Annotated in this window: 15 protein-coding genes and 1 pseudogene; 9 read left to right on the plus strand and 7 right to left on the minus strand. The window is 59.1% G+C overall.

Features of this window, described 5'->3' with window-relative positions; genetic code table 11:
* Window positions 1-2: 2 nt before the first annotated feature.
* Together QZ638_RS00200 and QZ638_RS00205 are read right to left on the minus strand one after the other, a co-directional pair.
* Window positions 3-1,220: an MFS transporter gene (locus tag QZ638_RS00200; RefSeq protein WP_295805621.1), complete on the minus strand. Its 1,218-nt coding sequence runs from the start codon at window positions 1,218-1,220 to the stop codon at window positions 3-5.
* 363 nt (window positions 1,221-1,583) lie between these two features.
* A complete protein-coding gene (locus tag QZ638_RS00205) occupies window positions 1,584-2,198 on the minus strand; it encodes a TetR/AcrR family transcriptional regulator (RefSeq protein WP_295805622.1) in 615 nt (204 codons plus the stop codon).
* A gap of 127 nt (window positions 2,199-2,325) precedes the next feature.
* Between QZ638_RS00205 and QZ638_RS00210 the strand changes: the two genes are divergently transcribed.
* A complete protein-coding gene (locus tag QZ638_RS00210) occupies window positions 2,326-3,792 on the plus strand; it encodes an MFS transporter (RefSeq protein ID WP_295805624.1) in 1,467 nt (488 codons plus the stop codon).
* Between the two features lie 183 nt (window positions 3,793-3,975).
* Here QZ638_RS00210 and QZ638_RS00215 read toward each other — a convergent pair whose 3' ends face one another.
* Window positions 3,976-4,881 carry a LysR substrate-binding domain-containing protein gene (locus QZ638_RS00215; RefSeq protein ID WP_295805626.1) on the minus strand — a complete coding sequence of 302 codons (906 nt, stop codon included), beginning with the start codon at window positions 4,879-4,881 and terminating at the stop codon, window positions 3,976-3,978.
* Between the two features lie 94 nt (window positions 4,882-4,975).
* Between QZ638_RS00215 and QZ638_RS00220 the strand changes: the two genes are divergently transcribed.
* Genes QZ638_RS00220 through QZ638_RS00240 form a run of 5 tightly spaced genes read left to right on the plus strand, consistent with a single transcriptional unit; the run spans window position 4,976 to window position 10,187 of the window.
* Entirely contained in the window at window positions 4,976-6,157 is a 1,182-nt protein-coding gene (locus QZ638_RS00220) for a PLP-dependent transferase (RefSeq protein ID WP_295805628.1), read from the plus strand.
* Window positions 6,158-6,180: 23 nt separating this feature from the next.
* On the plus strand, window positions 6,181-7,194 hold the full coding sequence (locus tag QZ638_RS00225; protein ID WP_295805630.1) for an amino acid ABC transporter substrate-binding protein: 1,014 nt from the start codon (window positions 6,181-6,183) through the stop codon (window positions 7,192-7,194).
* Window positions 7,195-7,207: 13 nt separating this feature from the next.
* Window positions 7,208-8,356: an ABC transporter permease subunit gene (locus tag QZ638_RS00230; protein WP_295805632.1), complete on the plus strand. Its 1,149-nt coding sequence runs from the start codon at window positions 7,208-7,210 to the stop codon at window positions 8,354-8,356.
* Complete coding sequence (locus QZ638_RS00235; RefSeq protein ID WP_295805634.1) at window positions 8,356-9,447, plus strand: amino acid ABC transporter permease; 1,092 nt, start codon at window positions 8,356-8,358, stop codon at window positions 9,445-9,447. Before QZ638_RS00230 ends, QZ638_RS00235 begins: the two co-directional genes overlap by 1 nt.
* Window positions 9,444-10,187, plus strand: coding sequence for an amino acid ABC transporter ATP-binding protein (locus QZ638_RS00240; protein WP_295805636.1), 744 nt, complete (start codon window positions 9,444-9,446; stop codon window positions 10,185-10,187). Before QZ638_RS00235 ends, QZ638_RS00240 begins: the two co-directional genes overlap by 4 nt.
* A gap of 83 nt (window positions 10,188-10,270) precedes the next feature.
* Here the strand turns inward: QZ638_RS00240 and QZ638_RS00245 are convergent, their stop codons facing one another.
* Both QZ638_RS00245 and QZ638_RS00250 read right to left on the minus strand, forming a co-directional pair.
* The gene (locus tag QZ638_RS00245) at window positions 10,271-10,801 is read right to left on the minus strand and encodes a dihydrofolate reductase family protein (protein WP_295805637.1); all 531 of its coding nucleotides are present in this window, start codon (window positions 10,799-10,801) and stop codon (window positions 10,271-10,273) included.
* 27 nt (window positions 10,802-10,828) lie between these two features.
* The gene (locus tag QZ638_RS00250; protein WP_295805641.1) at window positions 10,829-11,152 is read right to left on the minus strand and encodes a YciI family protein; all 324 of its coding nucleotides are present in this window, start codon (window positions 11,150-11,152) and stop codon (window positions 10,829-10,831) included.
* 299 nt (window positions 11,153-11,451) lie between these two features.
* Here QZ638_RS00250 and QZ638_RS00255 point away from each other — a divergent pair, with 299 nt between their 5' ends.
* Window positions 11,452-11,937, plus strand: a complete 486-nt coding sequence (locus QZ638_RS00255; protein WP_295805643.1) for a helix-turn-helix domain-containing protein — start codon at window positions 11,452-11,454, stop codon at window positions 11,935-11,937.
* A gap of 246 nt (window positions 11,938-12,183) precedes the next feature.
* On the plus strand, window positions 12,184-12,495 hold the full coding sequence (locus tag QZ638_RS00260) for an FAD-dependent monooxygenase (protein WP_295805644.1): 312 nt from the start codon (window positions 12,184-12,186) through the stop codon (window positions 12,493-12,495).
* A gap of 353 nt (window positions 12,496-12,848) precedes the next feature.
* Here the strand turns inward: QZ638_RS00260 and QZ638_RS00265 are convergent, their stop codons facing one another.
* Window positions 12,849-13,013 carry a helix-turn-helix domain-containing protein gene (locus tag QZ638_RS00265; protein WP_295805647.1) on the minus strand — a complete coding sequence of 55 codons (165 nt, stop codon included), beginning with the start codon at window positions 13,011-13,013 and terminating at the stop codon, window positions 12,849-12,851.
* 128 nt (window positions 13,014-13,141) lie between these two features.
* Between QZ638_RS00265 and istA the strand changes: the two are divergent.
* A pseudogene (gene istA / locus QZ638_RS00270) lies at window positions 13,142-13,918 on the plus strand (IS21 family transposase); the annotation flags it as partial.
* On the opposite strand, the gene QZ638_RS00275 reads toward istA, so the two are convergent.
* Complete coding sequence (locus tag QZ638_RS00275; RefSeq protein WP_295805650.1) at window positions 13,893-14,816, minus strand: LysR substrate-binding domain-containing protein; 924 nt, start codon at window positions 14,814-14,816, stop codon at window positions 13,893-13,895. The pseudogene istA and the gene QZ638_RS00275 sit on opposite strands and share 26 nt — an antisense overlap.
* Window positions 14,817-14,925: the final 109 nt, after the last annotated feature.

The following is a 14,925-nucleotide window of genomic DNA, read 5'->3' on the forward strand; positions in this document are numbered from 1 at the left end:
GCTCACTCAGCAGGCGCCAGCGCCGAAGCCGACGTCTGCGAAACCACATCTGGGGTCCGCTGCGTGGCGATCAGCACCGTCGCAAGCACGGCACAACCGGCGGTCACGTAAAGCGGTGCGCTTGTTCCGTAACTGTCGACGGCGATACCGCCGGCGATGGCGCCCAGCGTGACACCGAACTGAATGACAGCCAGGAAAAGCCCGCCCACACCCTCGAGTTGATCGGGCGCGGATCGCCCCATCCATGTCTGGGTCATTACCGGTCCTGCGCCTATGGCGAGGCCCCACGCGGCGGCGAAGACCAGAACCGCGACGTAGCTGGTACCAAGTGACAACAAGCCGGCCGTGGCAACCGCCAGGACCATGAACGTCGCACCGAAGCCCTGGCGCAGAACCCGATCGGCGAAGACGCCGGCGATTGCACTTCCCAGCAAGCTGGCCAGACCGAGCACCAACAAAACAGGGGCGATGGCTGTGGCATCGAGTCCGCCATTGGTTTCCAGGTAAGGCCGCATGAAGGTGAAACCGCAGACCTCTCCGCCAAAGAACAGCAATCCGACGACCAATCCGGCGCGTACATTCCGCCGTTTCAGCAAGCCGAACAGGCTCGGAAGACTTGTCGCGCTTGTTGCAGGCACGCTCGGCAGACAGATGGCCTGCAAAAGCAAAGCGAACAAACCGGCTCCGGCAGCGGCCATGAATGCGGCTCGCCAACCGAAGGCGTCGCCGATCACGGTGCTGAGCGCTGGAGCGACAACAAGCCCCGCGGAGAGGCCAATGAACACGATCGACATGCCCTTTCCCATGTCCTCTATTGAGACAAGCCGGACGACGGTCGCACCGGCGAGGGCGAAGAATCCGCCGATGGCGATGCCCAGCAGCATACGCGCGGCAAGCAGCACGATGTAGTCTGACGTCAGCGCGACCGCGATGTTGGACGCAATCACCAGGAGGCAGAGGATCAGATTGATCAGCTTTCGGTCCAGGCGGCCGACAATGAGCGCCACCGAAGGTGCCGCAAGGCCGGCGAAAAGTGCCGTGAGGGTTACTGCCTGCCCCGCGGCGCCATCCGTAACGCCGAGATCCGCGGCCATCGGCGTAAGCACGGCCATGGGCAGCAATTCGCTGCTGATCAAGGCAAAGCTTCCGAAAGTGAGTGAGACGACCGACAGCCATGTCGAGAACGCCCACGGACGGCCCGAGTGTTCGGTGTCGGACATATTGACATCCGGAGAGGGAGAGAGAGCGCAAGTTTGCCCTGCCGACCGCTCGTTGCTTGTTTCGGTGTTATCCCTTGTCATCGTTCTCGTCTCCTTGTGACGACCAGATGGTTCAGGAGACAGACTTAGCGCAGGCCGGCGAAATGGCAGGAGTTACAAGTGTGGCGGGATTCCAGTCAGCGACAAGCTACGTTCTTGGCTCCCCGGCTCTGCTCCCGCTCAGGAAGTCTGCGCGAGAAGCCGCTTATGGCGGTCTGCGCCTCGGCCGGCTTACCGAAATTCATGGCGCCAGCCTGTATCGACCCGATGGAACCGTCGGTCGAACATGGCGGCGCGCTCACGATGTCGTTCGTTCATCATCGGCTAGCGACTGCTTCTGGCAACCATCGCGACGATCACTTCATACAGCTCCGCGTGGGCCTGCTCGACCGAAATTTCTCCCCGCGCGGCCGCATGGGACAAGGCATCGGCTGCACCGAGCATCGCCCAAAAGCCGGGTTGCAATATCCCCTTTGCCCCGGTGAAGGGAGCGAGCGCCCTTCGACACTTCTCTATAAAAACCACCTGATAGTCGCGCTTGACCGCCTCCAGTTCGGGGGAGCCGGCAAGCCCCGCCAGAACGCCGGGAATTTCGCGTCCCTGGGCAAGAACGCAATCGACATATGCGGATGCAATGACCATGGCTGTCGCCTGCAGTGTCGGTCCGCTGGCATCGAGCGCGGCATCGATCATCGCTGTCTGACGCAAGTCGAAATCCTGATAGAGCGCGGTCAGCAAACCGTTGCGTGTTCCGAAATGGTCGTAAATCACCGGTTTGGTCACACCGGCTTCGTCTGCCATGCGCGGCAACGTCAGCGCGTCCGTGCCCTCCTCCCGCGCGAGCCGCCATGCAACGTCGAGAAGCTGGCGATAACGCTGTTCACGGCTCAAACGGACGCGCTTGGCGCCGCCCCGATTGTCATTCTGCTTGCTTGACATCTTTATATACCATAAGTAAGTTACCTGAAGTATATACGCCCATTCATTTGAACGCAACCACCCGCCGGCTCCCGGTTCGGCGGCCGATGCGGTGTGCTCGCGCGCCGTTCACAAAGGATTTTCACCCATGACAGATACGGCACTCCCAAGCTCCGTAAATCGAAATGCCTGGCTCGGCCTTATGGCCGTGCTTCCGCTCGTTCTTCTCGTCGCCATGGACGGTTCGATTCTTTACCTTGCCATGCCTCATGTAACATCCGCGCTTACACCGACGGCGGATCAAGCGCTTTGGATCCTCGACATTTACGGTTTCGTGGTCGGCTCGTTGTTGATCGCTTTCGGCAATATCGGCGACCGCTACGGACGGCTCAAGCTCATCATGATCGGCGCCGTAATCTTCGGCGCAGGATCGCTTGGAGCCGCTTTGTCGCAATCCCCGCTCATGCTGATCGCCGCTCGGGCTCTCATGGGCTTGGGGGGCGCAACGTTGCTTCCCTCCGGGCTTGCCATCGTCACGGCCCTGTTTCCAGATTCGCGCCAGCGGGCGCGCGCGATCGGTATCTTTGCGGCAACCTTCGCGGCCGGCTTTGCCCTCGGGCCTCTCATCGGCGGCATGTTGCTCAGGCAGTTCGAATGGGGCGCAGTCTTCCTGGTCAACATCCCCGTCGTGCTCGCATTTCTGATTGCCGCGCCGATTTTGCTCCGTGAGGTCCGTACGACAACCTATGGCCGGATCGACTCACTGAGCCTCGTCCTGTCGTTCGCCGGCATACTCCTCATCACATGGTCGCTCAAAACCGCCGCCGCCCAGGGCTTTACGGTGGAGCAATCGGTCGGGGGAATCATAGGTGTCATTGCTCTTTCAATGTTCCTGCGCCGGCAAACTCACATCGCCTATCCACTTCTGGATCTGCGTTTGTTTCATGACCGGGTGTTCTCCATCGCGATTCTGACCGGGCTTCTTTCGCTCGTTGTTTGGTCCGCTGCCAGCTATCTCTCCGGAATTTATCTGCAGTCGGTTCTCGGTTTCGACGTGTTCACGACCGCACTGTTGACGCTGCCGGGAGCGACCGTGCTGACCATAACATGCGTAAACACTGCCCGCATCGTCGAGTGGGTCGGGCGTAAGGGAGCGCTTGTGGCAACACATCTGCTGATAAGCGCGGGCGTCTTCATGCTGTTGTTCACGAGCACCGAAGCGGGTGTCGCCGCCTTCGTCGCCTCAACGGTTGTGGCCGGCATCGGATACGGTCTGTCTTTCAGTCTCGTTGCGGAGGTTGCCGTGTCGGCGGTTCCGCCCGAGCGGGCTGGCGCGGCCGGATCGATTGCAGAAACCAGCAATGAGCTCGGAAACGCATTGGGCATAACTCTGCTGGGGTCCCTGGCCGCTTTGACTTTCCGGCTTTTCGGCCCCGGAGTGGCCGGAACACTCGACGAAACGCTCGATCATACCGGCGTAACGCCGCAGGCCGTGGAGCAAGCCAAAGAAGCCTTCCTTGCAGGCCTGCATATCGCTGTCGGAACGGGCGCGCTGCTTACCTTTTTTATCGGCATTGTTGCCTGGTTCTGGCTACCGCGAACGTTGCCGGAATAGAACGTCTTCGTATCTGTTGCCTTCAGGGGCTTCCACGCAAACGCGACGCTGAGGAAGCCCCTGAAGAAATCGGTGATTGGCGCGACAGATGGCGGAAAAGGCATGACGATGGTCATGCTACTGATCAATGGAGCTTCGCCCACTCCCTCAGAAATACTCGCTGGTGAACAGCGTCGAACTATCCTATTCTCTGCTCGTGAACGCTTTGAATCTGTTGCGCAATTCGAACAAACAGCCGGTAAAATCGCGAACAAGTTGCGATTTTTGTCTGTTTGCCGGGTAGAGCAAGTAAGCGCGAAACATGACAGACGGATCGAATGGACGGAAAATCAATTCCGTGTCGCGAAACGCGGGGATGACCATCGGGTTCGTGATCCCGACAGCGTCGCCGGAAAGTGCCAAAGAACAGACCGTCCCGGCGCTTGGCGTTTCGATCACATAAAAGGTCTCGGCTCCGGCTTCCGCCATGACATGATCGAAGCGTTGTCTGGCGCGATCTTCCGGCACAAGCCCGATCAGAGGCTGACGGTGAAGAAGCTGTGGCGTAATGCGCTGATGTCGAGCCAGCGGATGATCGGGCGGCATTGCAACGAGCGCCGGAAAATTGCCGAAAAGCTGACTGTCTACGCCTGACCGATCGGCCTCGTCCGCCGCCAAACCCAGATCATACAGCCCATCCGTGATGCCATTGCGGATCGCGGCCGACCAGGTGATGTGGAAGGTGATCCGCACCTTCGGATGTCGCTCCCTGAAATGACGAATGGCCTCTGGAACGAGGACGGCTCCTCCAGCCGCGAGCGAGGCCACCTTCAACGTGCCGGCTCCGTAGTCGCGAATATTGGCGGCGGACGTGCGTAGCCTATCGAGCCCCTTGAAGCTCGATTCGACGTCACGGAAAAACAACTGACCTTCCGGCGGCGGCACAAGCCGTCCCCTGACCCTGTCGAACAGAGGGAACCGCGTGGCGTTCTCCAGTTCGGCGATCAATCGCGATACCGCAGGCTGCGTAATGCCCATCAACTCCGCAGCCCGAACGGTCGACCCCGAGATCATGACGGCGTTGTAGGCTTCGAGCTGACGAAAATTCATAGCTATAAGGTATCCGCATAGAGATATACGACATGATCAGTATTCCTGCTGCCTCCTGTGCGCAATAGTGACGACTGCACATTCAGGAGGCTTCATGCGCGACGCAACGGCAAGCGTTCATCATCCCGTCATCGACGAAAGCGGCTACGCTTCGCTCAGCGTCCCCACCCACCGGGCGTCCACGATCGTTTTTCCTGATGCGGAAAGCTATGCGACGCGGGGCTCTCGCGATCTCGACGGTTTCTCCTACGGTTTGCACGGGACCCCGACCCAACGCGTTTTGGAAGCCCAGTTGACGCAACTCGAGAATGGGCAACGCACGGTCCTCCTTCCCTCAGGGCAAGCAGCAATCGCCGTCGTCTTCCTCTCGGTCTTGATGCCGGGCGATCATGTCCTCGTGCCGGACACCGCCTACCCGCCCGTCATCGGGTTTTGTCGAAACTATCTTGAGCCGCGCGGTATCGGCTGGTCAGTCTATCCACCCGGCATCGCTGCAGGTATCGACGACCATATCCGCGCGCAAACCAAGCTCATTTGGATGGAATCTCCGGGCTCGACCACGATGGAGATGGAGGACGTCCCCGCCATTACCGGCATCGCCCGTGCAAAAGGCATACTCACAGGCATCGACAACACTTGGGCCACACCGCTCCTTTTCAAGCCGCTGGACCACGGTGTCGACTTCTCCATGCAGGCCCTGACCAAGTATCCCGGTGGGCATTCCGACTTGCTGATGGGCTCGGTTTCGGTTCTTGATCTCGCACTGCGAAAGCGCTTGCGCGACACCATGCGCATGCTCGGCCTGGGCATCGCTCCGGATGCCGTACAGCTCGTACTTCGCGGTATCGAAACCATGGCAATCCGCATCGCGCATGTCGGCAAGGTTGCACATGAAATCACCACTAAACTGGAGGCACGCGGCGTCGGCGAAGTGCTTTATCCGGCTTTGGCGAGCAGCCCCGGTCATGCAATCTGGAAGCGCGATTTCTCAGGCGCCAGCGGAGTGTTTTCGGTCGTGTTGCCGAGGCGGGCCGAGCCGCGGCTCGACGCGGCCCTCAATGGTCTGCGATATTTCTCGATCGGCGCATCCTGGGGAGGCACGCGCAGCCTGATAGCCCCAATGTCGATCAAGCTGTCCCGTACGTTCGAGCATACGCGCAACGAACGGGTCATCCTGCGCGTCAATATCGGCCTGGAACATCCCGACGATTTGAGGGAAGACCTCGCGATTTTCTTCGACACACTCCTGAACGAAGCGGTCGCAAGAACCGCCTGAACCTACAAGAGAAGGGAACTGCAATGCTGAAAACCATACTTGCAACGGCGGCCGTCGGAGCATGTCTGACAACAACCGCTTTGGCCCAAACCACGCTTGACACCGTCATTGAGCGCGGACGGCTCATTTGTGGTGCCAGCCAGGGAACCCCCGGGTTCGGGGCTCCAGACGATGACGGATACTGGCGCGGTCTCGACGTGGAGACCTGCAGAGCCGTCGCCGTTGCGGTTCTCGACGACAAGGATGCTGTCGATTTCGTCCCGCTCTCCGGTCAACAACGCATCCCAGCCCTGCAGACAGGCGAGATCGACATTCTGCCACGGACACTTACCTGGACACTGCAGCGTGACGGCAACGGCATCAACTTCACGACCCCGAACTATTATGAATTCACCGGGTTCATGATGCCGAAATCTCTCGAAATCACCAAGGTCGAGGACATGGTCGGCGCCTCGGTTTGCGTCCAGACCGGGTCGACCACAGAGCTCGTCGTAAACGACACATCGACGAAGAACGGTCTCGACCTGCAGCCCGTCGTGTTCGACAACACAACGGCTGCACGACAGGCGTTCTTTTCTGGACGCTGCGACGCACTGATTACCGATGCCGGGGCGCTTGCATCGGTGCGCGCCACCATGGCCGACAATCCCGACGACTACGTCATCTTTCCCGCAACGCCTTACATGGACGCACTCACGCCGGCCGTACGGCACGGTGACGACCAGTGGATGGATATCGTCACATGGTCCATTCAGGCGCTAATCGCGGCCGAAGCCTTCGGCATCACCCAGGACAACATCGACAGCTTCGCCGAGACCGAGGACCCGAGAATCCGCCGTTTCCTCGGGCTCGACCCCGGCAACGGTTCCGCCCTCGGGCTTTCGGAGGATTTCGCCTACCGGATCGTCAAGGCGCTCGGAAACTACGGCGAGATGTTCGATCGCAATGTTGGCGGCGGAAGCCCGCTCAAGCTCGAGCGAGGCCGCAACGCTTTGTTCAGCGACGGCGGGCTGATGTTCCCGCTCGCGTTCCAGTAAGAGGCGGTGGGCGGTGTTTTCCTCATTGTGGTATTCCGCCCGCCTCCGCGCATGGGCCGCCCAGGCGGCCCTCGTCGCGGGCGTGGTGCTGTTCGTCAGTTGGATCGCCGGCAACACGGCCACGAACCTCGCTGAACGCGGAATTCGCACCGGCTTCGACTATCTCTGGCGCCCTGCCCGCTTCCCCATTTCTGAATCGGTTGTGACCTACAACCCGTCGGACAGCTTTTTCTGGGCTTATGTCGTCGGCCTCGCCAACACGCTTTGGCTATCTGTGATCGCAATCGTTTTGGCGACGGTTCTCGGGCTTTTCGTAGGGCTCGCCAGACGCTCCAGTCATCCGTTTCTGTCCCGACTGGCGGGCATCTATGTCACGACACTTCGAAACATACCACTGATCGTACAGCTCTTGTGCTGGTACGGTGTTGCCACATCGCTTTTTCCTGCCCCGCGTGAGGCGCTGCAACCTTTGCCGGGTCTTTATCTGTCGATCCGCGGAGTTTACGCCCCGAGTCTGACGCTGGCTCCTACGGGCGCATTCTTTCTAATGTCTTGCACCTTGCTTTTCATCGCGGCGATGGTCGCGGCGTGGCGATACCCTCGGCCAAGTTCGATCCGCAGGCCATGGTTGCTTTTCATCACCACGGCCGCGTGGGCGGTGGTTTCGGTGGCGCTTTTCAAGGCTCTCGGCACACCCGTCGGCCTAGAATTTCCCGAACTCAAAGGCCTTAATTTTCGCGGCGGAACGACGTTGTCGCCGGAATTCGCCGCCATCATTCTCGGACTGACCATCTACACATCGGCCTTCGTCGGAGAGATCATTCGCGGCGGCATCGAGGCGGTCAACAAAGGACAATGGGAAGGAGCGCGCGCGCTCGGATTGTCCGAACGGCGCATCATGTTCAAGGTGGTGCTGCCACAAGCCCTTCGCATCATCGTTCCGCCTTTGACGACGCAGTATCTGTCGACGGTCAAAAACACCACACTCGCCGTTGCTGTCGGATATCCGGAACTCGGCCTTGTGGTGAACACGGTGATCAATCAGACCGGTCAGGCAATCGAGAGCATCATGGTTATGCTTGGCGTCTTCCTGACGATCTCGCTGTCCGTCGCCGTCTTTATGAACTGGTATAACGCCCGTGTGGCCTTGGTGGTGCGCTGATGAACGCTCCAGGTGCCGTATACAATTACATCGAGCCACAGCTTCCTCCACATATTGCCAGGAAGCCTCTTCTCAAAATCGTCTTTGGCGACTTTCTTTCAGCCACACTCACCATTGTCGCGATCGCGATAATCCTCTCGATCCTGCCGGTTTTGAATTGGGCTTTGATCAATGCCCATTGGAACGTCGCCTCGCCGGCAGAGTGCCAGGACGGCGGCGCGTGCTGGGCCTTCATCCGCGCCAAGGCGCGGCTCATCATGTTCGGCCTCTATCCTCCCGGAGAGCAATGGCGTGCGGTGGCAGTGATCCTGCTGATTCTGGCGATGATCCTGGCATCGCTTTCCCCACGGCTTTGGAATGCGAAACTTCTCGCCGTATGGGCCACGGCCATCGGTGTGATGCTCATCTTGATGGGCGGCGGCATTGCCGGACTTCGTTTCGTACCGACATCGAAATGGGGCGGCCTACCGGTCACACTGTTGCTCGCGGTTCTTTCGCTGGGACTGGCCTTCCCCTTGGCGGTTCTGCTTGCGCTTGGACGAAGAAGCCCCCTTCCCGTCATCCGCTCCATCAGCGTCGCCGTCATCGAGTTGGTTCGTGGTCTGCCGCTTGTGGGCCTATTGTTCGTCGCCGCAATTTTGCTCCCTCTTCTCCTGCCGGCAGGCTGGACGATCGATAAGCTGGGCCGAACGCTCGCAGCTCTGACGATTTTCGCCGCAGCCTATCTCGCCGAAGTCATACGTGGTGGATTGCAGGGACTGGATGACGGGCAGATCGAGGCCGCCGAGGCGCTCGGCATCCCATATTGGAAGATGATCTGGCACATCGTCTTGCCGCAGGCGATCCAGAACGTCATCCCTCCACTGACGAACACGGCAATCGTGATGGTGAAGAACACGTCCCTGGTTTTGATCGTGGGCGTTTTCGATATGCTGAGCGCGGCACGCAGCGCGACGACGGACCCTGCCTGGCCCGCCCCCTCCACCGAAGCTTACATGTTCGTTGCACTTATCTATTTCCTCATATGCTTCGGAATCTCGCTCTATTCGCGTCATCTGGAATTGAAGGTTTCGGCGAGGGCCCACGGATGAGCCGAAACGCGATCGAGTTGCAGGGCGTCGAGAAGTTCTACGGTGGCTTTCATGCCTTGAAACGGGCTTCACTCTCCGTGTCGCTCGGAGAGCGCGTTGTGGTGTGCGGGCCGTCTGGTTCGGGAAAGTCCACCATCATACGTTGCATAAACCGTCTGGAGAAACATGACGGCGGCCGAATCTTCGTCGGTGACGTCGAACTGGGTGATGATTTACGCAACCTGGATGCCGTTCGCCGTGAAGCCGGCATGGTGTTCCAGCAATTCAATCTCTTTCCCCATCTGACCGTGATGGAGAACTGCGCCCTGCCGCAGATTCTCTCGCGCGGAACGAGACGCAAGGCAGCGGAAGAGAACGCGCGGGCGTATCTCGACAGGGTTCATATTCTCGATCAGGCGGAGAAATATCCGGGGCAATTGTCGGGCGGCCAGAAGCAGCGCGTTGCGATAGCCCGTGCTTTGTGCATGCGGCCGAAGATCATGCTTTTCGACGAGCCGACATCCGCGCTGGATCCGGAAATGATCCATGAAGTGCTCGACGCAATGACCGAGTTGGCAGAGGGCGGGATGACCATGATGGTCGTGACACATGAAATGGGATTTGCGCGCAGCGTTGCTGATCGCGTCGTCTATATGGAGGCTGGCGAAATCGTTGAAACCGGACCACCGAAGGAGATGTTCGGGAATGCCCGGGATCCAAGGACGCAACGCTTCATGTCAACGATCGCCGCTTCGGCATGATGCGAACAACCTCGCAATCTACCTGCACGCGTGCGATCAACGATTGGAAGCCAGCGATGCTTTCCGCCCGGCAGGAAAAGAGATCATGCCGGAACATAGGTTAACCGAACCACGTCCTCGCCAAACCGTTGATGCGATACCAGACGAAGCGGTGGCCGGGGACCGCCAAAGTAGGGTTTGCCGTGACCGAGTACGACTGGGTGAAGGTAAATTCGATACTCGTCGATCAGGTTGAGATCTGTGAGGCTTCGCGCCAGGTTCGGACCGGCAATCTCGATTTCCCCGTCGTGCTCGGCCTTCAGCTTGCGGATCGTGCCTTCGAGATCATCTTCGATCAGCCTTGCGTTGGGACCGACCGACTTCAGCGTCCGTGAGACGACCCATTTCGTCTGCTTCCGCCAGGCCGCCGCAAAGGCTGCTCCCTCCGGCTCCCAGTCGGCGTGGTCTTCATCCCAGTACCGCATAATCTCGTATATCTCGCGGCCGTATATACTGCCTGTCTGCTTATCGGCTTCGTCGATGAAATGGCGGAAGAGCGCGGGGTCCGGCTGAAACGCCGTGTGATCGACATAGCCATCCAGTGACACGTTCATACCGAATACGAACTTCGCCATCTCTTTCTCCGTCGCATTGTTGAACTGCTATTTCAGCGGCCATATCTCGACCACACCATGCGCAACCGCGCAGGGCACGCCCGAGACTTTCGTGATCGCATCGGCCATATCGGCGGCTTCGATTATCGTAAAACCGGCAATTGGCAGATCCGAGACGGTGAACGGGCCGGCCTGTGTCTTAACGCCGACCGCCTCCGGATTGCGCACCTGCACCGGCGTGCCGGCGACCCCGATTATTGCCCCTTCCGCCACGAGCTTCGCGTCCTGTGCGTGAGCGGCGTCCTTCACAGGTTGAGACGTGCGGTCATAGCCGGCCTGGTCGCCATAACCGATGGTGACGAATTTGGGCATGGTGTGAACTCCTTACGCCTGTTTTGCCGGCATGATGTGGGTTACCGCTTCCGTGGCTGTGCTTGGTAACGCGGTAGCTGTGCATCTTCTGGAACGTCCGTGATGGCCAGTTGCCAGTCGCGCGGGTTCTCGCCACCAAAGTCGCGCGCCGCTTCTGTCCGGCTCCATAGACATCAACGGATAGCCGGAAATTCGCGACGATAATCGCGCCCATGCCGGCTCCTTTCCGCAAGCATATTGCAAGCAGTTGCGATGTAACAAAACCGTATCTATATTGCAAGCAGTTTACGGAGATCCGCATGAACAAGCCAATCCGCTCCGGTTGCCCGATCAACCTGACGCTGGAAACGTTGGGGGACCGCTGGAGCCTGATCGTTATCCGCGACATCATGTTCGGGAACCGCAGGCATTATCGCGACCTCCTGAACAATTCCGAGGAATGCATCGCCTCGAACATCCTCGCCGACCGGTTAAGGAAGCTGGTGCGGGCAGGTTTGCTGTCGATCAGTCCGGATCCCGCGCACAAGCAGAAAACCGTCTATAGTCTTACAGAGCCAGCCATCCAACTCGTGCCGTTGCTTGTCCAGATGGGCGCCTGGGGTCGGCGATTTACGCCAGCAACGCAAGAACTCTCAATCCGTGCTCAGTTGCTCGAAGAAGGCGGGCCGGAGATGTGGGGCGCTTTCATGGCGGAATTGCGCAGCCTGCATCTCGGTGCGGCGTCACCGGAACGCTCTGTGATCAGAGAACTGACCGATGCTTATCTGGTGGCCTTAGCCAGCTGATCTCCACAAGCTTTGAAACTGTTGTCGGCATTGCTGTTTCGTACACCGTTATGAGCACCGACCTCGCGCGAACATTTCGACGACGTGGGGCGCCAGAAGTCGGCAACAGAACCTTTCGTCGAAAACTCAGTGTCGTGAATTGCGACATAAGTTCTGCGGAAAATCTTCCGACCGTGTCGGAATACCGTTTCACTATGGCGTCTCGCGGGTAGGTGCAGGCAACAAGCACGCAAAGGAAGCACGCAGATGAAAACGCTGATCGCGGGAGGCAGCATCGGCGGTATTGTTGCGGCCTTGTATCTTCACAGAGTCGGCATCGACGTCGGAATACTCGAACGCGCCGAAGAGATCCGCGAACTTTGCGTTGGTATCAACATGTTGCCCCATGCCGTGGAAGCTCTGGCCGAGTTGGGTTTGCTGGCAGAACCGGACGCAATCGGCATCCGGACACATGACCTTATCCAACCGAACCGCAACGGCGGCCCGGAGAGCGTGATCGACATGATCGAGGCGCGCGCTCCCGACGGATTTACCGACATTGGAGCGGTCGCGTCGTAGGACGAGCGCGAAGCCGTTGTGCGTGGCTATGCCAATCTTGCAGGATTCTCGAGGCAATAGCGGACTTCCGGTTCTTCAGATGGTCTCGGCGAGTGTCGCCCGGCGGATCGCAAACCGGTCTCCGTCGAATGTCGCGAGGCGCGCGCGTCGCGCGTCCCGAGGATGCGAAATCGCCAGCTTAATTCGGTAGCGGCTATTGGATCCGATGATTAAGACGGCTGCCCATGGAAGTCTCGACGAAGGGAACACTGTTTCTTTGGAGTGAACACACGACATTGAGCCCACCAGCGCTTTGCGCGACGGATGGGTCGCCTCCGGGGCACAAAGCGGTTGTCGACCGCAAATATCTCCACTCACAGCCCCGCATGCATGTCGCGGAACAATCTAGGCGCGGCGCCGAAGCGCCGTTCGAAGGCTTCCGAAAAGCGCGCGGTGGGGAACAGACCGACCTGCGCGGCAACCGTTTTGAGTGAGAGGCCGCGCGATAGCAGCAGGCGTGCGGCATCGAATCGAGCCACCTCGGCGAATGTGATTCTTCGTGGAATAGGGACCCCGTCTGAGGGGTAATTTTCATCCAAAAGGAACCCCTAGACAGAGGGGCATCAGACTGCCTTCGATTATCATCGGAGGCATTTGTTTTTGGACGTTGGTTGTGGAAACGATCGCGAAGATACGGCGGGCCTATTTCGTTCACCACAAGTCGATCAAGGCGATTTTCCGGGCGCTGAAGGTCGCGCGCCCGGAGGCAACGGAGTTTCGCTACGAACGCAAACATGAGCCGATGCCAAGATGGGTGCCTGGCGGGATGAGCTGGAGTGACTGTTGCCAGCCAATGCGGCCAAGCCATCGCGCGAAAAGCTGACCCTGGTGCGGATTTTTGAAGAGTTTCGAGGCCTTGGCTACGAGGCAGCTACAGCTCGATCTGGCGGCATGCGCAGGCCCGGAAAGAGAAGCGCGGCAACACCTCCGTCGCCGCCTATGCGCCGCTGAGCTTTGCACCGGGCGAAGCCTACCGGTTCGACTGGAGCCACGAGATCGTTGTGCTGGGCGGGCGACGACCATGGTGAAGGTCGCCCCATGTTCGTCTGTGCTACATCCGGACGCAGTTCTTGCGGGCCTATCCGCGCGAGACGCAGGAGATGGTGTTCGATGCCATGATCGGGCGTTTGCCTTCTTCCGCAGTACCTGCAGGCGCGGCATCTGCGACAACATGAAGTTAGCCCGTGGATGCGGTCTTCGTCGGCAAGGACCGCCAGTTCAACCGCCGCTTCGGGTAGATGTGCAGTCACCATCTCGTCGAGCCGTCGCCTGCACGCCGGCCTTGGGCTGGTAGAAGGGGCAGGTTGACGACTAGGTCGGGCTCGTGCGCAAGCGCTTCTTCACACCGCGATTGCGCTTCAGGAACTACGAGGAGCTGAACGCATAATGTCGATCCGGGAGACCGCATCCCTTATGCGACTGATCACTTCACGTCCAACGAGCGGCAATTCGTGCACGCGGGAGGTGATCAACCAGATGGAGGTTTCAATGCGCTCTGCCAGGGGACGAAACACAACCCTTGAATCCTGCGGGGCAACCAGTGCCAGACTTGAAATGATCGACACTCCGAAACCGGCGCTCACCATGGCACATGCCGCTTCCAACATTTGAACTTCGGCAACTTCCCGTGGGCTGATGCCGATAGCGTGGAAGGCTTCATAGATCGCTGGATACGACATGTCGCTTCGCCCGAGCGCGATGAACGGATCGTCGCACAAATCGCGTAGCGAGATCACTTGCTTGCTGGCCAAATGGTGATCTACCGGAAGGGCACAAATCATCGGCAGTTGCGCAAAGGGCTCGCAATGCAACATGCTGTGAGTGGCAGGCACCAGAGACAGGCCGAAATCCGCCGACCGCGTCAGCATCACATCAGCGATGCTCGGCGAGGTGCGGGTCAGAAGCGTGACCTTGAGCCCCGTGTCTCGGCCCAGCATATCGGCCACAACGCGCGGTATGAGCTGAAGGCCGATGGCCGGGAAACCAACGATCGTCAATTGCCCCCGATCAAATTCGCGAATTTCCCTTGCTGCCTTATGAACCCGAAGCACCCCCGCTTCCAGCTTTGCGGTTTCCGTATAGAGGACACGCGCTTCGGGCGTCGGGACAAGCCGGCCGGTGTCACGGTTGAACAGCCTTATCTCGCAGGAGTCCTCGAACAGTTTCAAAAGCTTGCTGACGGCAGGCTGACTGACATGAAGCGCCTCGGCGGCCTTGGTCACCGAACCGCTCGTCATAAACGCGTTGAAGGCTTCGATCTGCCGGACATTGGTCTTCCGCATGGATTTGTCATAACCTTTTGGAATAATAATCGCAAATAATATGATTTGAAATTCAGACAACCTCTCCTTTGAATGGGCTCGCCACCATACAAGAACAAAGGGGAAGCAA

This window comes from uncultured Nitratireductor sp. (assembly GCF_913053745.1).
In the GTDB taxonomy this organism is placed as follows: domain Bacteria; phylum Pseudomonadota; class Alphaproteobacteria; order Rhizobiales; family Rhizobiaceae; genus Nitratireductor.